At 69.4% G+C, this 19,856-nt stretch carries 18 protein-coding genes; 15 read left to right on the plus strand and 3 right to left on the minus strand.

Translation table 11 applies throughout. The features are described 5' to 3' along the window. Positions 1-26: 26 nt before the first annotated feature. From AB0C17_RS24130 to AB0C17_RS24200, 15 genes are all read left to right on the plus strand, one after another. Positions 27-227: a hypothetical protein gene (locus tag AB0C17_RS24130; protein WP_209964527.1), complete on the plus strand. Its 201-nt coding sequence runs from the start codon at positions 27-29 to the stop codon at positions 225-227. Further along, positions 224-652 (plus strand): TadE family protein, encoded by a 429-nt coding sequence (locus AB0C17_RS24135; RefSeq protein WP_357388380.1) that lies wholly within the window; start codon positions 224-226, stop codon positions 650-652. Before AB0C17_RS24130 ends, AB0C17_RS24135 begins: the two co-directional genes overlap by 4 nt. Then, positions 649-1,083 carry a TadE family protein gene (locus AB0C17_RS24140; protein WP_357388382.1) on the plus strand — a complete coding sequence of 145 codons (435 nt, stop codon included), beginning with the start codon at positions 649-651 and terminating at the stop codon, positions 1,081-1,083. Before AB0C17_RS24135 ends, AB0C17_RS24140 begins: the two co-directional genes overlap by 4 nt. After that, positions 1,080-1,502, plus strand: coding sequence for a TadE/TadG family type IV pilus assembly protein (locus AB0C17_RS24145; RefSeq protein ID WP_209961287.1), 423 nt, complete (start codon positions 1,080-1,082; stop codon positions 1,500-1,502). The genes AB0C17_RS24140 and AB0C17_RS24145 overlap by 4 nt, the downstream gene beginning before the upstream one ends. Before the next feature lie 20 nt (positions 1,503-1,522). Continuing rightward, positions 1,523-4,939, plus strand: coding sequence for a LysM peptidoglycan-binding domain-containing protein (locus AB0C17_RS24150; protein WP_357388384.1), 3,417 nt, complete (start codon positions 1,523-1,525; stop codon positions 4,937-4,939). 78 nt (positions 4,940-5,017) lie between these two features. Further along, a complete protein-coding gene (locus tag AB0C17_RS24155; RefSeq protein ID WP_269700318.1) occupies positions 5,018-5,398 on the plus strand; it encodes a hypothetical protein in 381 nt (126 codons plus the stop codon). Then, positions 5,395-6,750, plus strand: a complete 1,356-nt coding sequence (locus AB0C17_RS24160; RefSeq protein WP_357388386.1) for a hypothetical protein — start codon at positions 5,395-5,397, stop codon at positions 6,748-6,750. Before AB0C17_RS24155 ends, AB0C17_RS24160 begins: the two co-directional genes overlap by 4 nt. A gap of 222 nt (positions 6,751-6,972) precedes the next feature. Beyond that, positions 6,973-8,463 carry a hypothetical protein gene (locus AB0C17_RS24165; RefSeq protein ID WP_357388388.1) on the plus strand — a complete coding sequence of 497 codons (1,491 nt, stop codon included), beginning with the start codon at positions 6,973-6,975 and terminating at the stop codon, positions 8,461-8,463. A gap of 10 nt (positions 8,464-8,473) precedes the next feature. Further along, the gene (mycP, locus tag AB0C17_RS24170) at positions 8,474-9,703 is read left to right on the plus strand and encodes a type VII secretion-associated serine protease mycosin (protein ID WP_357388390.1); all 1,230 of its coding nucleotides are present in this window, start codon (positions 8,474-8,476) and stop codon (positions 9,701-9,703) included. Positions 9,704-10,168: 465 nt separating this feature from the next. Further along, positions 10,169-10,726 (plus strand): hypothetical protein, encoded by a 558-nt coding sequence (locus tag AB0C17_RS24175; protein WP_357480583.1) that lies wholly within the window; start codon positions 10,169-10,171, stop codon positions 10,724-10,726. A gap of 9 nt (positions 10,727-10,735) precedes the next feature. Beyond that, complete coding sequence (locus tag AB0C17_RS24180) at positions 10,736-11,041, plus strand: hypothetical protein (RefSeq protein WP_209961300.1); 306 nt, start codon at positions 10,736-10,738, stop codon at positions 11,039-11,041. Next, positions 11,038-12,354: a hypothetical protein gene (locus AB0C17_RS24185; protein WP_357388394.1), complete on the plus strand. Its 1,317-nt coding sequence runs from the start codon at positions 11,038-11,040 to the stop codon at positions 12,352-12,354. The genes AB0C17_RS24180 and AB0C17_RS24185 overlap by 4 nt, the downstream gene beginning before the upstream one ends. A gap of 318 nt (positions 12,355-12,672) precedes the next feature. Continuing rightward, positions 12,673-13,368: a hypothetical protein gene (locus tag AB0C17_RS24190; protein ID WP_357388396.1), complete on the plus strand. Its 696-nt coding sequence runs from the start codon at positions 12,673-12,675 to the stop codon at positions 13,366-13,368. Positions 13,369-13,569: 201 nt separating this feature from the next. Beyond that, positions 13,570-14,688, plus strand: a complete 1,119-nt coding sequence (locus AB0C17_RS24195; RefSeq protein ID WP_357388398.1) for an IS630 family transposase — start codon at positions 13,570-13,572, stop codon at positions 14,686-14,688. A 105-nt stretch (positions 14,689-14,793) separates the two neighbouring features. Next, entirely contained in the window at positions 14,794-15,429 is a 636-nt protein-coding gene (locus AB0C17_RS24200; protein WP_357388400.1) for a hypothetical protein, read from the plus strand. 576 nt (positions 15,430-16,005) lie between these two features. Here the strand turns inward: AB0C17_RS24200 and AB0C17_RS24205 are convergent. From AB0C17_RS24205 to fxlM, 3 genes are all read right to left on the minus strand, one after another. After that, on the minus strand, positions 16,006-16,593 hold the full coding sequence (locus AB0C17_RS24205) for a hypothetical protein (RefSeq protein ID WP_357388402.1): 588 nt from the start codon (positions 16,591-16,593) through the stop codon (positions 16,006-16,008). A 79-nt stretch (positions 16,594-16,672) separates the two neighbouring features. Continuing rightward, entirely contained in the window at positions 16,673-17,797 is a 1,125-nt protein-coding gene (locus AB0C17_RS24210; RefSeq protein ID WP_357389741.1) for a hypothetical protein, read from the minus strand. Continuing rightward, positions 17,794-19,854, minus strand: a complete 2,061-nt coding sequence (gene fxlM, locus AB0C17_RS24215) for a methyltransferase, FxLD system (protein ID WP_357389743.1) — start codon at positions 19,852-19,854, stop codon at positions 17,794-17,796. Before fxlM ends, AB0C17_RS24210 begins: the two co-directional genes overlap by 4 nt. Positions 19,855-19,856: the final 2 nt, after the last annotated feature.

The raw sequence follows: 19,856 nt of genomic DNA on the forward strand, positions 1-19,856 counted from the left end.
GCACCACCCACACGGAGGGAACCGCCATGCACACCATCCACGACTTCCTCGCGCAGCTGGCCACAAACTGGCAGCGCATGACCGACCCGGCCGAGGCCGAGCGCGGTGACAGCCCGGTCGGCACCGCCGTCATCACCGCGATCCTCGTCGCCGGTGCCGTTGTCGTCGCCGGGGCGATCGTTGCCGTCGCCAACGGCTGGGTCGCGCTCATCCCGACGCAGCCGTGACGCAGCCCCTCGCCACCGCCCGTCCGCGTCCCACCCGGCGCGGGCGGGCCGCCCGGTGGCACCACGATCGGGGCGGCTCGCCGGTCGAGTTCGCCGTCATCGCGCTGCCGATGCTCCTGCTGACCTTCGCCGTCGTGCAGACCGGGCTGGTCTACTTCGCCCAGTCGATCGCGCTGGGCGCAGCCACCCAGGGCGTGAACGCCGCACGGGGTTACCAGTCGACGGCCGCGGCCGGTGAGGCACGTGCCGCCGCCTTCCTCTCGACCGCCGGTGCTGGGCTGGACAACCAGCAGGTCGTCGTCACCCGCACTGGGTCGGAGGTGCGGGTCACCGTCACCGGTAAGGCAATCACCGTGTTTCCCGGGCTCAACTGGACGATCAGCAAGACCGCGCACGGTCCCGTCGAGCGGCCGACCGCGCCATGAGCACCCGGCGGAACCGCGCGCAGCGCGGCTCGGTGAGCATCGAGATGGCCGTGGTCGCACCGGCCATCCTGGCGCTGTTCGCCGGCGCCGTCATCGGCGGCAGGGTCAACATCGCCCGCCAGGCGCTCGAAGCGGCCGCGTACGACGCCGCACGCACCGCGTCGCTGGCACGTACCGCCGGTGAGGCGAACGCGCAGGCCTTGGCCGCCGCGGGCTCGACGCTCGACGCCCAGGGACTGAGCTGCACCAGCCTGGAGGTCACCATCTCCACCTCCGGGTTCGACGTGCCGGTCGGGCAGGCCGCCACAGTGACCGCCACGGTCAGCTGCACCGCGACGTTCTCGGATGTGGCGCTACCCGGCATGCCCGGCACTGTGCCACTCGAGGCCTCCTTCACCAGCCCACTCGACACGTACCGGAGCAGAACGTGACCGCCCTCCGCCGACGCCTGCGCGGCGACGACGGCCGGGTCACGGTCTGGTTCGCCGTCCTCGTGCCCGCCTTCCTCGCCCTGATCGGCCTCGTCGTCGACGGCGGCGCCAAGGTGCGGGCCTACCAGCGCGCCGACAACATCGCCGCCGAGGCGGCCCGCGCCGGCGGGCAGGCGATCAAGGCCGGCCAGGCCATCGACGGCGGCAACAAGGAGATCGAGCCCTCAGTCGCCGCCGACGCCGTACAGGCGTACCTCGACGACCTCGACGGGGTCACCGGCTCGGTCACCGTCGACGGCGCGCAGCAGCTCACCGTGACCGTCACGGTCACCTACAACCCGATCCTGCTCGACCTGTTTGCCGGGGGAGCAGGCACGACCGTGACCGGCCGCGCGACCGCCACCTTGATCGCGCAATAGCAGCCCGCGAAGGAGCAACAGTGGCACGCACCACACCCGCCACCGGCCGCGGCCAGCAAGTGCTCGCCGGCGTCGGCGCGCTCGCCGTGGTCGCGGTGACCGCTGCCCTGCCCGCACTGCTCATCTGGGCCGCCGGCAACCCGCTGCCCCGACTGGGCACATGGCTCTCGACGCTCACGAACGATCCGGGTGCTGCCGCCGGCCAGATCTGGCAGGCGCTCAGCAGCCGGGACGACGGGGACCTGTTCCTGCAGACGTTGACGCTGATCGGCTGGATCGCAGCGCTCCTGGCCGCGTGGACCTGGGTCACCTTCTTGGTCGCCCTGGTGGTGGAGACTGTCGCGCAATTGCGCGCACGCCGTCGGGGACAGGTGCCGCGCAACGCCGCCCGGATCCCGGGGGCACGGTTCCAGCAACGCGTGGCCGCCGCGTTGATCGCGGCCATTCTCGGCGCCATCGCCGCGCCGACCCTGGCCTCTGCCGCCGCGCCGGCCGCCCTCACCACCCCGGCGGTGGCAGCACCCCGCTCCGACCACGTAGTGGCCAAACCCACCGCGCCGGTGGAGGCCACGACCACCACCGGGTATGTGGAACATCCGGTCGAGCGCGGGGAGAGCCTGCTCGACATCGCTGAGGCGCACAACGTGCCCTGGCAACGCCTGGCCGAGGCCAACCACGGCCTCGCGCAGCCGGACGGCCGCAGCCTCCAGCCCGGCAACACCCGGGTGTACGCCGGCTGGACGCTCCGGATCCCGATCGTCTCGTCCCTGGTGGCCAAGACCATGCAGGCACCGGAACGGCTCGTCTACGAGGTGGCGCGCGGCGACTGGCTGGCCGGTGTCGCCGAGCGTTTCCTCGGTGACGCCGACCGCTACCCGGAACTCGTGGCCATCAACTCCGACCTTGAGCGGCGTGACTACCGGTTCCCTGACCATATTGAACGCGGGTGGCGGATCACGCTGCCGGCGGAGGCTCGCGATCGCGGCGCCGGCGACCACGCCCGGGGCCGGGTCGTTGTCGATAGCCGCACCCGGCCCACCCCGAGTGCTCCCGAAGCCGGCAGCGAGCCGGCGCCGAGCGTTCCGGAGACCGAGGCCGAGGGTGAGCCGCCCTCCTCCCGTTCGCCGGACCGCGGCGGGAGCGAGCCGATCCCCCCAACTTCATCCGCGCAGGCTCGACCGAGCGATGCTCCGACGCCACCCACTTCAGCCAGCTCGTCCTCGACGACTGCACGTCCAAGCGTCGAGTCCGGGGCGGCAGATCCGGCACGCGAGCCCGGGCCGGCGGGCGAGGACAGCGCCAGCGACGCCATCGTGTTGGGATCACTCGCCGGAGCGGGTCTGCTCTCAGCGCTGTTGCTAACCGCAGTGTTCCGCCGTCGACGCAGTCAGAGGCAGCACCGCCGGCCCGGCCGCCGACTACCGCACCCTCGCGGTGGCGCCACGGAACGCATCCTGCGCGTGGCCGAGCAACCCGCCGACGTCGACCGGCTCGACCTCGCCCTGCGTAGCCTCGCCGCGGCGCTGGCGGAGCGGGAACAGCCAGTGCCGGACATCGCCGCAGCCTGGATCGTCGACCAGGCCGTCACGCTCGTGATCGTCGAGCCCTGCCCTCAGCCACCCTCACCGTGGGTCGAGGACGGCGCTCACTGGACGCTTCCCGGGGACGCGGCTGTGCCGGCCGTCGCAGAGCAGCTCGCACCGCTGCCCACACTTGTTGCGGTCGGATCGCAGCCCGGTCGGCATCTGCTGCTCGACCTCGAACGGCTCGGCGAGCTGACCATCGCCGGCGACGGTGAACAGACCGCTGCCCTGCTGCGCTACCTGGCTTGCGAACTCGCCTGCAACACCTGGTCAGACGATGTCGAGGTCATCATCGCCGGCTTCCCTGCGCCGGAGACCGAACTGCTCGTCGCCCTCAACCCCGACCGGGTCCGCGCGGCGTCGTCGGTTCACGAGGCCGTCCCACGGCTGCGACGGCGGGCCGCCGCGGTGACGGCCGGCCTGCACGCGTCCGGGGCGCCCGACACCCTCGCCGGTCGCCTCACCGACGTCGGCGAGGCCTGGGCGCCCCAGGTGCTGCTCGTCGCCGAGCCCGACGAGGACGACCTCGACGTGCTCCACGAATTCGGAAAGGCGCTGCGCGGCGTCGGCAGATGCGCCGTCGCCGTCGTCAGCACCACCGCCGCCCGCGCTGCTACCGCCTCGAACACCGTCGTTCTCGACGGGGACGGCCGCCTCCACCTCGCCTTGCCATACCTCCAGGTCGAGGGGGCACCAGCCGGCCTACCTGTACGCGAACTGGAGCCGCTCGTCGAGATCATGGCGCAGGCACGGGCCGCGACTGACGAATCGACCCCGCGGGCCCCGGAGCCGGAGGAGTGGGCGCAGGACAGCGACGCCGCCGGTTCAGTGCTCGACCTCCTCACCGGTGGCGAGCCATCGACCCCGAGAACGGCCCCGGCCGAAACCCGCCTGTCGGCACCGGCGGATCCCATCGTCGCCATACCTACCCTGGACCGACCTCGCACAGCCGGCGTCACCCCGCGCCGAGAGGTCACCGCTGCGATCCGCCAACGACGCCGCCAGGCCGACCCGGATCTCGACACTGATCTGCGGTCCTGGCGCGAGCAGGACCCGACTCGCCCGCGCATCGGCGTGCTCGGGCCTGTCGTCGTTGACGCGCCCGGCCCGGTTCCAGACCAGCGTCGGCGCTTCCACGGCGAGCTCATCGTCTACCTCGCCCAGCGAGGAGCCCGTGGAGCCTCCGCCGAGCAGCTCACCGACGCGCTGTGGCCCGACCAGCAGGTCAAGGACGCCAGCCGCCGGGTGGCCATCACGCGAGCCCGCCGCTGGCTGGGCGAAGCGCCTGACGGCACTTCCTGGCTGCCCGAGATGGGCTCCGATCGGCTCTATCGACTGCGCGACGGCTACCTGCTGGACTGGCATCTGTTCCGCCGACTGCGCAGTCGCGGCGAGAGCCGCGGAGTGGCCGGCGTCAAGGACCTACGTGCCGCGTTGGAGCTCGTCCGAGGCGCACCGCTCGACGGCGCCGAGCGCGCCTACGCCGTGGGCACCCGCAACCCGTTCACCTGGCTGCCCGAGTCCGACATCTACCCGGGTCACCTCACCTCCGCGATCGTGGACACCGCGCACGAACTCGCCGAGCTGTACCTCGATGCCGGTGACCCGACCGGTGCTCGGTGGGCCGTACAGCAGGCCTGGCTGGCCGACCCGGAGCGCGGCGACGACGGACCGTGGCACGACATCATGCGGGCCGCCCACGCCGAGGGACACACCGCTGAGCTGCGGAATCTGCTGGGCGAGCTGATGCGGGTCCGCGAGGCCGAGGTGCCGGAAGACCTGACCCCTGCCACGTACGCCCTGCTGCGCAAGCTTCTGCCCGATCTGCTTACAGCCAGCACCAGCAGCGGATGACGCGAGGCTTGCAAACGACCCCATCTGACCGACCGATTGGAGTGGACGACCTTGCTGACATCGAATCAAGCCCACGGCATGGACTACATCGAGGCGACGAAGGAGCTGTGCGCCGACAGTGCGCATGCTTGGGACGACACCACCGCAGCCGGTGCCGTCCAGCTTGCGATCGAGGCATGGAAGCGCCTCTCCGGAACCGACATCGCCTGGGACCACTTCGGCCTGGAGATGCTCGACATCCGTGCGCGGCTGTACGCCGACCACGATGACGTGGTGGTCGACGCCGCGGCGCCGGCGCGCGACGACATCGAAACCCGCCACGCGGTCGCGACGCTGGTGGAGCACCTTGCCCGCTATCACGAACACCTCGCTGCCAGCGGCGGTGATGACCTTGCCCGGCGGCTCGACCACGACGCCGCCGCCCAGCAGCTACGACGCGCGGCGGCGGCTCTGGCATGACGATCGGCCACTGGCACAGTAGGGCCGACCGAGCACTGCGCGCCGCGGCCACGGCGATGCGTCAGCAACCGCCGGGATCCGCAGCAGACATCAACGCGATGGTCAACGCCCGGTCCGCTGTCTACGCGCAGCTGATCCGGGCAACCGAGCTGCTGGCCGGTGGCCGTCCGGCGGTGGAGGAACTGGATCGGGCCGGTGCCACGGCATTGATGACCAGGCGCGGACAGCGACTTACCCAGTTCTACGCGGGCCTCCGCGCGGCCGCACTTGTCGACCGGCAGTTTCCACCGTCCGGCAGCTGGGTGGGCGCTGAACCGGCGCGGTCGCTGCGCCGTGCCGCGGACGCCGTCGGCGTGATCGGTGACATCCTCGCCTGCCACGTGCCCCCGGGGCAGCGGCCTCCGACCCCGGAGGGGTTCGCGATCCGGCGAGGAGGCGGAGTCTCGTCGGGCCTCGCTGACGTCGCCAGGCTCACGTCGGGCCTCGTGGTGCTCGACGTGGCGTTGCCCGGATGGCTCGACCACGGACAGGGTCATCTGACCGAGATCTACCGCCCGGTGGCGGAGGCCGCCCGGTGGACGGCGAACAGCGGTCTCGCCCGGACAGCACGAGCTCTGGTCGTTGCGGGTAGAGGGCAGCCGTCCCTGCACGGGCTTGGTGTCGCGCGTTCGCCGCTGGATCCGGCACCCGACATCCGTACCGTTGACGACGCCGTCGCGGCCGTCGCGGCCGCGCGTAGCTGGCTGTGGCAGCACCCGCAGCAAGTCGCCGGAGCTCACCTGCAACTCGGCACTCAGCTCGGCTTGGCCGTGCGCGTCGCCACCAGCGCCCCGACGAAGGTGGACGGTTGGCGGCGTGCCGCCATTGCCGCTGCCGAGTTGCGGGCCACCCCACCGGTCGGTCCGGCCCGCGACGCTGCCGGGGAACTGGCGGAGGCGTTGCGGTGGACACGGTCGCACCTGACAGACGGGTCCGACGGGAAAACCCGGGAGCTCATGCGTCTGCATGCCGAGCTGCCGTTCCTGGCTGCGACCCTGCACAGAGGGCTGTCCGCAGCGGTGCGCCGTGGTGATCTGTTCATCAAGGCCGAGGGCACCCTGACGCGTCCGGCCGGCTCACTCGTCTTCCGTGCCGTCGAGCGGTGGCGACCCGCCAGGAGCCACGATGATCTGGTCCAGGATCTCGGCCGAGGACTGCTGGAGCGTCGTGACCTGGAGAACGCCGACGATCTCGGGAGGGCTGCGGCGCGTGCTTTCCCTCGCCCACCCCGCCCTCGGTCTCCGATCGACCAGTCCTCGAACCCGCCGACGGTCGAGGCGACGCCGAGTCGAGGTCGTGGGCGGTCACGCTGAGCCCGGCCGGTAACGGACCGTGCCTGTGGCTGCTCTCTGGATTGGGTCGACTACTGTAGGCTCTCGTCATCTCGGGGGAGGGCGTTCAGTGGTGCAATTCCAGCTCGTGCCGCGGCCGTGCATCGCCGTCGGTCTAGGAGACAACCCGATTCAGATCGTCCCTCTGCAGTCGACGGTGCTGGGTCATGCGCCCGGCCTCCTCCCAGCCTGAGGGGGTCGGCCATGGGCACCTGGGAGCAGTGCGTACGTGAGGTGACGCTGTCGGCGGACCCGGACCTGGTCGGTGAGGTGGGCGTCGGCTGGAACAACCTCTCCACCACCTTGGGATACCTACGGGATGCGTTGGTCGGACGTTCCTTCGTCGGCCCGATCGCGCCGGGCGCCGTGCGTCCACACACCGATGGTCTGCCCGGCCTGCTCGCCGGCTGGACCGGCAGCGGAGGCGACGCGTACCGCGAGCACCTGAGCGACATCGGCCGCAGCATCGAGGACCTGATCACCATCGCGAGCAACGTCGGTGGCGCGCTGTCGCGGATCGAGGGTGACATCCGTAAGGCGGTTGCGAGCATCCCGATTCCCCTGATGGACGATTTCGGTGTCAACGAGTGGAGCCTGCCCAACGGCGTTGAGCTCGACGACGCCAACGACGGCGAGAACGCCTCCGGCTTTTTGGCTGCGCTGCGGGCGGACTACCGGACCAATCCTTCGTCGTACGCCGACGGCGCCTTCCGGGAGAAAGCCGACGACCTGGAGGCGACGATGACGGTCGACGGCCGGGCCGGTGACCAGAAGCGGGGCGGCCTGTGGGATACCAGTTCGCACTTGAACAACTGGTACCGGGACAACCAGCAGGTGGCCAACAGCGCAATGGCCCCGCTGCCGCAGGCACTGGAGACCGAGCGGCCGCGGCTCGACGTACCGGAGTTCGACGAGCGTGGCAACTCTGACGGGTTCCGTCCTCGCACTCCTCCGTCTGGCGACACCCCTGCCGGATTGGACGGCGGCGTCGGGGCAGGCGGCGCCCCCGCAATCGGTGGTGGTTCCGGGTACGGTGGCGGTGGGGCTTCCCTCGGCGCTACGGGCATCAGCGGTGGCGCCTCCTCCGGTGGTAGCCATTCGGTCTCAGTGCCGTCGGCCGGTGGCAGCTCCGGTAGTGACCTCACCGGCGGTAGCGCGGGCTCGTACCCCGCTCCCTCGCCTCGGAGCGGCGATCCGATCGCGGATCTGGGTCTCGGCACCAGCCTGGCCGGTGCCGGCGGACCGATCGCCCTCGGCGGTGGCCCCGGCGGTTCGCCGATCCCGGGTCTCGGCGGCCACAGCCCGCTTGGTATCGGAGCCGGACCCGGGCTCGGTTCGCCGAGCGGGATCGGCGGCGCCGGCTTCGGTTCCGGGGGCGGGCTCGGCGTCGGTGGGGGTGGTCCCGTCGTCGGCGGTCAGATCAGCCCGGTCGGCCTCCCCGGCATGGTCGGCGGTGGCAACGGTCGAGTCCCGCCGATGACCAGCGCCGCCAGCGCCCTGCGTAACGCCTCCGGTGGTGGTCGTGCCGGCACCGGTGCGGGCGGTTCGCGTGGCAGCGCCGGCGGAATGATCGGTGGCGTCGGACGGGAGAGCGGCACCGAGGACGACGAGGCCGGTCCCGAGTCGTTGTGGTTGACTGAGGACGGCGATCCGTGGGGCCGTGATGACACCGGTTCCCCCGGCATTCTGCGATGAGGACGGACGGATGAGCGTGAATGCCGGCATGCTCCGGCCGGTCGCGGCCGGCCTGCTGAGCGTGCTGCTTCTCGGTGCCGCCGCCCAGCCTGCTGTCGCCGCGCCGCAGCGGGCGGAGCAGTGGTACCTGGACGAGCTTCGCATCGACCAGGTGCGCAAGCTGTCGACCGGTCGCGGCGTGATCGTCGGGGTGGTGGACAGCGGCGTCGACGCCACCCACCCGGACATCCGGGGCCGGGTGCTTCCCGGCGGTCGCAGCTACGGCGCGACCGGGGACGGCCGCGCCGACGAGGACGGTCATGGCACCCATATGGCCGGCATCATCGCGGCGACGAACGCTGCCGCCGACGGTGTGGACGGGATCGCACCAGGCGCCAGGATTCTCCCCATCAAGATTAAGAAGGGTAAGGGACTGGCCAGCAGTCAAGCGGTGGCCCAGGGCATCCGGATGGCTGTCGATGGCGGAGCCACGGTGGTCAACGTGTCCGTCGGCGGGACGGCTGCAGCCTCGCCGGGGGAGAAGGAGGCCATCACGTACGCCCTCGCGAAGGACGTCGTCGTGGTCGTCTCCGCCGGCAACATCGCCAAGGGCGAGAAGGCCGTCACCTCGCCGGCCAACATTCCCGGCGTCATCGCGGTGACCGGCACGACCCGTGGGGGAGCCTTCTGGTCCGGCTCTGTACAGGGCCCGGAGGCCGCGGTATCGGCCCCTGGCGACGGCATCTTCAACATCGGCCCGAACCACGGCTACGGCTGGGGCGACGGCACCTCGGACTCCGCCGCCATTGTCTCCGGTGTTGTGGCGTTGATCCGGTCGAAGTTCCCGGATCTCGACGCGGCGAATGTGATCAACAGGATCATCCGCACGGCCCGTGACGCCGGCCCGGCAGGTCGTGATCCCCAGTACGGCTTCGGTCGTATCGACCCAGTGGCCGCGTTGACCGCCGACGTGCCGGCGGTCTCCGAGAATCCCCTGCTCGGCCCGACGCCCCCGGCTACCGGTGCAGACCAGGCAGCCGGGGACGACAACTTCGACGTCACCAGGTATGGCGACCAGGGTGGCCCGAGCGACCAGCAGGTTGCCGTGATCGCTGGTGGCGCCGGCCTGGTGGTTCTCATCCTGCTGATGTTGACGATCTTCCTCATCCGGAACCGCCGACGCCACAGGGCCGAGGAAGCTGTACGCCACGACCTGGCTGACGAGGTGCCCTCCGCGGGATTCTCTCGCCAGTCGCATTGATCCGTCATCTTCGGGCGGGGCCTTTGCGGGCGCTGGAAGTCCGATCTGCGGCGATCACTCAGGGCGGCGAGGCGGTGACACGCGTTGATAGGGTCGTCGCCATGATGGCGTTGCGACGGAAGGACGCATCCGTCGGGCGTGCGCACAACCTGAGCGCAACGGCTGACACGACCGGGCAGAGAGGACGAACCCGATGATTTCCGGGTCGCGAGAGCCCTCTGCTCCCGAGGCCACGAACCATTGGCATGACGTGGATGTACATTCGCCTGACCGGTCCGTTCGCATCGCTGCTTCAAGGCGGGGCGACATCGCGGTCGAGGTCGACGGTCTGCACCGGCACACTGACGAGTCGTTGGCCCGCCAGGTGAGAGCCGCCGCCAGGGTCGCATTGGCGTCGCTGCAGCGGCCGGTACGTGAGGTGGACGCGCCGGTACGCGACCAGCGGTCCGGTTGGTGAGCGGCCCCATGAGCAAGAAGGCGCTGATCGCCGCGGCTGCCGTTGCCGTCGTGGCGCTCGGCCTGGTCGGTCTGTGGCGCTGGGGCCCGCTCGGCGACGACGCAGCCGTTCCGTCGTGCGGTGATGTGGCCGACGCCCTACCGGAGATGGTGTCCGGGTCGTGGACGCTGACACGTACCGAACCGAAGCGCGATGTCGACCGGTCCCGGGTGCGATGCGAGTACGACTTCACGTCGGCCGACCAGGCCTACCGGGGCAGGATCCTGCTGAGCCTGATCGAGAGCGACGACGAGGCGTTTCTCCGCAGCACGGCCACGTCGGGCCCGTGTGACGGTGAGGCGGTCCCGAACCCGAGCGCGCCCCGGTACGAGGTAGCCCGCTCCTGCGCACAGCGGATCAACGACAAGATCTTTACGAGTGTGCTCCTGGCCTCCGACCGGCGCTACGCCCACATCCTCGCGGACTTCAGCAGCCCTGATCGTCCGCTCGAGCAGGTCATCGCGTACACGAACACCAGCGCGCAGCGCATCGCCGACCGGGCTATGACCCTCAACGCCACCGACTAGGAGCAGGCTGTGGGCAAGCTGGAGCGCTACTTCGATGACGTGGCGCGGATCAGGGCCGAAGGTGTCTCCACCAACGGTTGGGTGACGGTCGTCCGCGGCCACGACGGGGATCTCAAGGTCGACATTCGGCCCGGCATGCTGCGCCGGTGCAGCCCGGACGAGGTGGCATCGGAGATCCGCACGGCCCTGCTGGCCGCGGTGGCTGATCACCGCCGGCAGTACCGGCAGTTGCGCGTCGACTACTTCGGCTCGCCCATGGGGGTGGAGCTTTTCACGCCGGCCGAGTCACCGCACGGGGAGAGAAGCAGACCATGACCACGGACACGTCGGCTCTGCGGGTCGAGTCCCGGGCGCTGGTGGCCTTCGGTAAAGAGCGGTACGAGGATGCCGTCACCTACAGCGCCGTGCGCCGCTACCTCGGCGACATCGGAGCCATCCCGAGCGCGGCCTGGGGCACGCTCGAGGGCATCTCCGACAAGCTCAACCGGGATTGGGCGACCGCCTTGGGTAGCCGGTTGTCCGAAGCGAACATCGCCCGTAACGAGATGGAGCGCATCGCCGATGGACTGATGCAGATCGCCGCCGACTACGAGGGCACCGATCTGGACATCTCCACTGACTTCGACGTATTCAACCGGGACCTGGGCCCGTACCTGCCGCTCGGCGACGGGTACGGCAACAGCGTCCGTGTGCGCGCGGGCGGCGCCGGCATCCTCTCCCAGCCCCACGACCGCAGGCTTCCCGACGACCAGCCGGTGTTGGTGATCCCCGAGGGCAACGACCGGCTCGGGGCCACCCGCAACGAGCGGCTGCCGCGGACCCGGGAGGTGGAGGAGCCGATCACCATCGGCAGCACCGACGGCAACAACCTCGGCTTCACCGGGGGCCGGACCACCTACTACGAGAACGGTGAGGGTGACCGCCTCGACACCTTCATCCACGAGCACCGCGACACGCTGCTCCAGCTGGAGGCGATCCTGATCGAGCTCGGCACCGGCGACCGCCTTCCCCTGACCGATCTGATGGTCCACGCGTGGCGTTCAGCGCCGAAGGTGATCTGGAACCGGGCCGACCTCGTGCACTCGGCCGCCGGCACCTACGCCGAGCTGCGGGCCGAGATGGACGCTGAGCTGAAAAACCTCAAGCTCTACTGGGACGGCAGCGCCGCGCAGGCGTTCGGCCAGTACGCCGACCGTGCTTCCGCCTACCTGCTCCAGCTCGAGACCCAGGCGCGGTGGCTTGCCGAGGAGGGCAAGAAGGCCGCCAGCATGCTGGAAGGACTGCGCAACGCGTACGCGAGTCTGGGCTATCAGCACATCGGGACGCTCATCGACGTCCTGAAGGGCTACATCGAGGCCGTCAACGGGCTCTTCTCGTCGTGCTCGAACCCGGAGGCCGCGGTGCAGAAGGCGGTGCAGGAGTTCGTCACCTTCCTGTTGGTCGCGGAACGCCAGTACGTCGAAGCGATGGCAGACCTGATCAAGGTCGACGAGCAGGAACGCAAGGAACGGCCCGACCTCGGCACCCGCGGCCACAGCACGACGCCGTTCCCCAAGGCCGAGGTGGGCGGCACCGCCTGGCTGAACGGTGGCGGGTGGACCCCCAAGGCAGACCGGCCCGCGACCTGACCAGGCAACCTCGTCGCGCAGGATGCCTGAGTGGCCGACTGGCAGGGGTTCACGACTTGCCCCCGCTGCGGGCCAGCGGTTGAGACGGAGACAGCGGCATTCTCGGTTTCCTTGAACACGAAGTCATGGGATCCGCTGAGCCTGGTGTATCGATTGTCGAACTAACCGCCCCGTCGGCCCTACTGGAGGCGGGAACCCGCGCGGCGGTCCATCTCGTCAACTATGGGCGACACCTTTACGCGCAGCGGGCCATGTCGCATGCCTGGCCCGCGAAGATCGATAGGTGAGGCTTCGGGCCACTTCGTTTAGGCTGACACCATGAAGGCTTGGCTTGAGGGCCACCAGTTCGACCTTGAGGCGCTGGCTCGATTCTTTCCCGAGGGGGGCACCCGGGTAGTCCGGCAGGGCGATATTTACTACCTAACGTCTCCCGAGATCGACAGCCCGCCCGACGGGGAGACGTGTCATGACGTAGCCCCGGCGGTACTTGAGCGCTTGAACGGCATAGCGCGGACGCTGAAGCCGAACTTCGAGCCTGTGAAGCTCGCGGGCGCCTACCAAGAAGCTGACGAGGAACCCGTCCGTTTTGTCACTGTAGCATCAGCCGCGTTGCGCATCGAAGCCGGTCTCGTCGCTGTTGTAACCGGTGGCGCCTCAGCACCAGCGCCGCCCCCTCCTGGCCCGGCCCTACTCAACTTGTCAAAGATGCACGCGGAGGTCGCTGAGACGCTCGCACTTCTTGGTAAACCCGAGCCGTTGAACTGGATCGAGCTATACAAGATTTTTGAAGTTATCCGTGACTCGCTAAAGCCGACGCCGCTGGACAGGTCGGGCTTGGCGACGAAGGACGAGATCAGCGCGTTCACCGGCTCGGCCAACAGGCCGGACGTCAGCGGAGCAGATGCACGACATGCCCGCATGAGCGGCCCCCCGCCAAAGAGGCAGATGACCATTGGGCAGGCTCGGGAGTTCATAGGTCAGTTGGCCAGGGCGTGGATGGAGTCACTGAAGTAATCGCACGTAGGCTGTGCACACCGCCCGGTCAGGTCGCGCGCCCGAGAGACTTGGCCGGGTCCGAGGTCACGTGGCACGCCCGCGCCGGCTGGTCGTAGCCTCTGTAGACGCCTAGTGCCGTGACCACGAACGTTCACGGTGTTGGTGGACACGCCGCGCGGCCTGTCGGCCGGGCGGCGTTGTGCCGGTCAGGCTGTGGCGGTGGCAGATCCTGTACGCGTGCGGCGGCTGAGTGATCAGGAAGGTCAGCAGCTGCTCAGAATCACTCGCCGGGGAACCGGTTCCCCGATCCGACTGCGACGGGCGATGGTCGTGCTCGCCTCGGCCGGCGGGAACACGGTGCCGGCGATCGCCCGTCTCGTCCAAGCCGACGAGGACACGATCCGGCAGGTCATCCACCGGTTCAACGAGATGGGAATGGCCAGCCTGGACCCTCAGTGGGCGGGTGGCCGTCCCCGCCAGATCAGTAGCGACGAAGAGCAGTTCATCGTCGAGACGGCCAACACCCGCCCCGAGACGCTGGGGCGACCGTTCACCCGGTGGAGCATCCGCAAGCTCGCCGACCACCTGCGCCTGCATGCCACCCGCCGGGTCCGGATTGGGCGGGAACGGCTGCGGCAGATCCTGCACCGGCACCAGATCAGCTTCCAGCGGACCAAGACGTGGAAGGAGTCCACCGACCCGCACCGCGACGCCAAACTCGCCCGGATCGAGTACGTCAGCGCCCACTTCCCGCAGCGGGTGTTCGCCTTCGATGAGTTCGGCCCCCTCGTGATCCGCCCCCAGGCCGGCGCCGGGTGGGCGCCCGCGGGCCATCCGCACCGGCTGCCCGCGAACTACCACAAGCTGCACGGCGTCCGGCAGTTCCACGGCTGGTACTCCGTCGGCGACGACCAACTCTGGGGCGTCGTCCGGCGCCGCAAGAGCACCGCGAACACCCTCGCCGCACTCAAGTCGATCCGCGCCGCCCGCCCGGACGGGGCACCGATCTACGTCATCCTGGACAACCTGTCGGCACACAAAGGCATCAAGATCCGGGCATGGGCGGCCCGCAACAAGGTCGAGCTCTGCTTCACCCCGACCTACGCCTCCTGGGCCAACCCGATCGAGGCCCAGTTCGGGCCGCTGCGCACCTTCGTCATCGCCGGGTCGAACCACCCGAACCACCACGTGCTGACCCGACGGTTGCAGGCCTACCTGCGCTGGCGCAACGCCAACGCCCGCCACCCCGACGTCCTGGCCGCCCAACGCCGCGAACGCGCCCGCATCCGCAGCGAACGACAACGACGCTGGGGCCAACCCGCCGCCCGCGCAGCCTGACCCCAACACCGCGAACCTTCGTGGTCAAGGCACTAGAGACGGGCCCATGTCCGCGAGGGGTTGGGTGGGCGTGCCACCCTGGACGGCGGTCGTCAAAATAGCCGGATGACCAAGCTCTTGGACTGGATCGTCGGCCGGCTGGCCCTTTGGCTCACGGCCAGCGGAGTTCTAACCCTTACCGCCGTGGTCTGGATCCTCAACGCACAGGCTGGTGTCGACTGGGGCGACGCCCCAGCCTGGGCGGCGTTCCTCATCTCCTTAGGATCCGGTGCCATTGCCCTAATCGCCCTCAAGTACGCGAAGACCTCCGCGCAGGCATCCGAGATCTCAGCGAAGGCAGCGGTTCGGCAGGCCGCTGCCGCCGAACGCCAGGTTGAGCTTGCCGAGGCCGCCGCCGAGGCCGCCGATTCAGGCGTATCACCTCCAGGCAAGCGGCCGGACTCCTGGACCGAGGGCGGCAGCATGGAAGCCGCTGTCCTCCCGTACGTAGCCTGGTGGGTCGAGCAACGGTCGAAGAACACCTACGTTCTCCGTAACATCGGCACGGACATTGCGCGCGAAGTGGAGATTGACCAGTCGCGCATCCAGTGTGTTGTCAGGAGTGCAACGAAGGTTGACGAAATTCCACCGGATGCCTCGACCGAGATCTTTCTCATCCCCATGTATGGGGGGCCAAAGCCGAATGAGCTTTGGGTGCGCTGGGAGGGCCACCCGGAGTGGAAGGCGGTGCCGCTTCCGTGATCGAGGCTCCCCTGTGCGACCTTACCGGCCGGTCTGGCAAACGACGGTCGGTGCCAACTACCGGTTGTTCTGGCTGCACGATCCGGCCTGCGAGGAGTCGGAGAACCTCGCTGCCGCATCCTCAGGTGCTAGCCGGGAGCTGGTGGGCTGGGCGGCGAATGCGGTTATGGTGGAGGTGGCAGCCGGCCTGGTCGGCATCGACCTGTGGATCGAGGTGGTCGACGAGGCGCCGGGTGTGGACGACTTGGCTGACCTGCAGCGGGACGGCCGTCTCGAGTTTCCGGGCGGACTGTTAAGCGTGCTGTATTCGCTCGACGAGACGTTCCAGCGCGGCGTGGCTCTTTCGAGCGGCCCGGACACGTATGGGGTGCGGGTGGGTGGCTGCGGCCGCGCCCGGGACGGGCGAATGCGGGATGAGGGTGTGGAGCCGGGCGCCTACGCGGACATCGACGCCATCGTGGAAGCGCTGGCGGAGTGGAGCGCTACCGGATCCTTCTCTGGCAGGCGGCACCCGAACCGCGCTGGGAGTACAACGACGAAGATGAGTGCCTTGGGCAGGCACAACTTGCCGGTAGCTCAGGTGACCGGATCACCAGCGACCGCCGTGTTCCTGTCCTCAGGCCTCTCAGTCAGCCACTTGGACATCTGCCACTCGTATGGCGCCGAGGACTCGTCGAACTTCACACCCAGATCCCGGCGAGCGGCGGTGTAGAAGCGGCCCCGTGCTTGGCCGGTAGCCCGAACCGCCTCGTTCCACGTCAGGTCGCTGGTCTGGCCCAGCGCCAGTCGCATGAGGCGGAATGCCACATCGTGCCATTCGCGAGCAGCTGCGACCACCGCATCGTCGCCCAGCATCAACACCGCCTCCCACCGGGTCGTCCGTTCCTCCTCCGCCATGAGGAGATCCGCTTCGGTGATCTCTCCACCGAACCAGAAGTCGTCCTCATAGACACCCCGTTTGGCCGCGAGGCGCACCGCGACGGAGATGACCCGCTTGACGGCATGGGCGTAGTCCGTGTACGCGGCTATCCGCCGCTCATCCCAGCGAGCCGCCTGCTGACGGCGCCAACGACTCCGCTCCTGGACTGTCGTTGTGATGTATGTGGCCAGCACACCGATGAGTACACCGATAAGGGCGGGCAATTGCAGCAGGAACAAGCGCATGCCGGATCCAATCTCGGAAGACATTGACCATGCTCAGTGTGGCGAGTCGGCACAACCCTTTAAAGGGCCCGAGCTGTAGTCAGATCTCGACGTCAGAGGGATTCTCAGCCTCTTGCTGACAGCTGCTCCGCAAGGCCGCGTAGCACAGGGCGAGAGACTTCGAGAGACGCTCCTCCACCAAGATCGGGAGCTCTCCGAGGCCGAGGCCGCTGTTCAGCACGATCCCCGCAAGCTGCACTGCCTGGCGGTGGCTGATGCCTGCCGCCATACCCTGGTGGCGGAGGATCTCCCGAGCGACTCGAGCATCGCCCCAGGCGGCGCAGTTTGCGACCAGAGCCGCAGCGAGACGCAGCAGCGGTGCATCCGCTGTTCCGCCGGCCGCGTCGATGAGCGTCATGCCGAGGCGGGCCTGGAAGATGGCGAGAGGCCTCGCTCGCTGCAGTCTGAGGTAACCGTCCATCGCGAGTCTCAGGTGTTTCTGGGAAGACGTGTCACACAGGTAGGCCAGGCATGCGGTGACTGCGTCCTCCCAGGGCTCGCCAGGGGCGGTCGCCGCGACCATCGAGCGGGCCGACGCGATGTCGCCGGTCGTCAAGCGCGCGATGACCGCCACTTGACGTCCGTCGAGCATTCGTCGGCCGATGCCGTGATGTCGCCGGAGATGTTCATGCGCCTCGTTCCATCGACCCGTGCCGGCCAACGCGCGGGCACCCTCCGCGACGAGCACGCTCCACAGCCATCGCCTGACCTCGCGGTGGTCGTCCTCACCGCGGGTCAGCCGGCTCGCCGGCAGGGCCTGGCCGTCGATCACCACGTCCGTCCGTGACGACACCGCCTCGAAAAGAGTCTTGAGGAGTCGAAGGGCGGCGTCGCCGTCGCGGTCGCGAATGTGCAGCCGGGCGAGATTGAGCAAGGGCTCCAACGCGTGGCGTGCCGCCTGCGCATCCAGAGGAACGGCCTGCAGGTATGCGGCGGCATGCTCGTGGCACCACCGACGGGCCAGATTCGGCTGGCCGCAGTCCGAGGCGAGGAGAGCGGCCTGGTTGTAGACGGCCGAGGCCGCGGCTCGGTCGTCCTCTCGGGCGGCACGTTCCGCCAACTCGCACAGATCGTCGATGCGGGCGGCCAACGGTCCGGCGATGGGCCGTGGTCGCGCGACCAGTGGGAAGCGCCGAAACAGCGCGCTGTCCGACTCCACGGTCACTGCCAGGTGACGGTGATGGGGTGCTGCGGCCGGGGAAGGACGAAGCGTCCGGCCGAGGGGTCCGCCTCGACGGGAGCGTCGGGGATCTCGAAGCGGACGCGCCGGGAGCGATAGGTGGCATTCCAGACGCGGATCTCCTCGCTGACGAGAGCCGCGAGACCTGCGCCGTCCGGGCCGTGACCGATGACGCCTACCTCGTACATTCTGCTGTCGCCGGGTCTGGTCGGCGTTGGCCTGATGGTGAGGTAGGCAAGGTCGGCGCCGCGGGTGGTGGCCATCGCGCCCCACGGGAACATCGGGGTGACGGCGCCGCGTTCGATGGCTGCGGGTTGGACGTTCATGCGCATGATGGCGTTGTCGAGCCGGCAGGCCAGCCAGAGGTCCATCCACTCGTACGGCACCATCGGTGGGAAGAACACGTCTGTCCAGATCTTGCGCCGCTCGGTGTCCAGCACGCCGGCCAGTGCCGCGGTGTCGACGTCCTGTTCCTTGTGCACCTGGAGGATCACGTCCTGCTCGGGCGTGATCGGCACCTGCCGGCGGGCGTCGTCGCCGATGCCGCGCAGCGGTATGAAGACGGCCAGCTCGCTGCCCTGGTCGCGCCACCCGCCGTCGTACCGCTCGAAGATGATCGAGCGGGAGGCGGCGCCACGCAGGCGCAGCGGTACGACGAGTCGCCCGTGCGGGGCGAGCTGCTCCAGCCACGCTGTCGGGGTTTCGTAGGCGCCGACTGTGGCGATGATCCGGTCGTAGGGTGCGCCGTCGGGGCAGCCGAGCGCTCCGTCGCCGAGGATGACGTCCACGTTCGTGACGCCCGCGGTGGCAAGGTGTTTGCGGGCCCCGTCGACGAGGTCCTCGTCGACGTCGAGGGTGACGACGCGTCCGTTGTCGCCGGTGAGGGCGGCGAGCAGGGCGGCGTTGTAGCCGGTGCCGGCGCCGGCTTCCATGACCCGGTGGCCGGGGCGTACGTCGAGTTGTTCGAGCATCATTGCCACGATTCGTGGCTGTGAGGCGGCGCTGATGGAGGCGCCTCGGCCGTCGGTCTTGGTGTAGACGGGAGCATCGGCGTAGGCCTGCTCCAGCGGTACGCCGGGTAGGAACAGGTGCCGCGGGGTGGCGCGGATGGCGGCCTCGACGCCGGGCGTGCGGATGATGTTCCCGGCGCGCAGTGCGTCGGTGAGCGCGGCGCGCAGGTCGGCGGGGTCGCTGGTCACTCGATCGACGCTAGTGCTCGTGGGCGTGGGTTCTGCGATCGACACGGTGCTCCTCGTGGTGTGGTGGAAGACGTTGCGGACCGCGAGCGCGGCGAGGGTGGACTGGTCCTGAACGGACAAGCCACATCGGTTGGCGTGGAAGATGACGTGGTGTGCGATGACGGCGCGTAGCCCCCGTCGAAGGTGGCCGTGTCGAGCGAGGTCGGCGAGCGCCTGGCCGGCGGTTGCGAAGGCGTCGAGCCACGGGCCGAGCCCCACGAGCGGTCCGCCTGTCTTCGCGAGGCTGTGGGCGTCGACTGTCATGAGCCGGTTGATCGCTCGGGCCAGTTCGGCGGCCTGCTCTGGCACTGCGAGGCTGGGGGAGGGCCGCAGGTCGGCGATCTTCGCCCAGGTGTCGCCCTGCTCGTACCAGTCCAGACCGGCGCCGCGCATCAGGACGCTGCACAGCAGCACGGCGAGCTCTCGCCTTCCCAGCGTGGTGGCGGGAGAAAGGTCGAGCAGCAGGTGCCGGCTGTCCTGATGAAACAGCTCGTGGGCTATCTGCATGCCGGCCGACCCGCCGAAGGCCAGGGTCTCCGGTTCGTAGACGCCTCGGGTCCAGTTGGTGATTCGGTCCTGGCCCGCAAGTGTCTCCAGCAGATCCTCGACGCGGTGGGAGGTCGGGTCGTCGGCAAGGTAGCGCCACCGCCAGGTGGGGTACTTCCGGACGTACCACCACCCGTGCAGCACGCCCTCGTCCTGTGCGGCGGCCAGCGCCGGGGCCAGGACGGAGGCGGCGATGTCCTCGGCTGCGGTGGGGTCGGGGAACTCGATGGTGTACTGCCGCCAGGCGGGCGTTGGCATTC

This window comes from Micromonospora sp. NPDC048887, assembly GCF_040649715.1.
Classification (GTDB): Bacteria; Actinomycetota; Actinomycetes; order Mycobacteriales; family Micromonosporaceae; genus Micromonospora.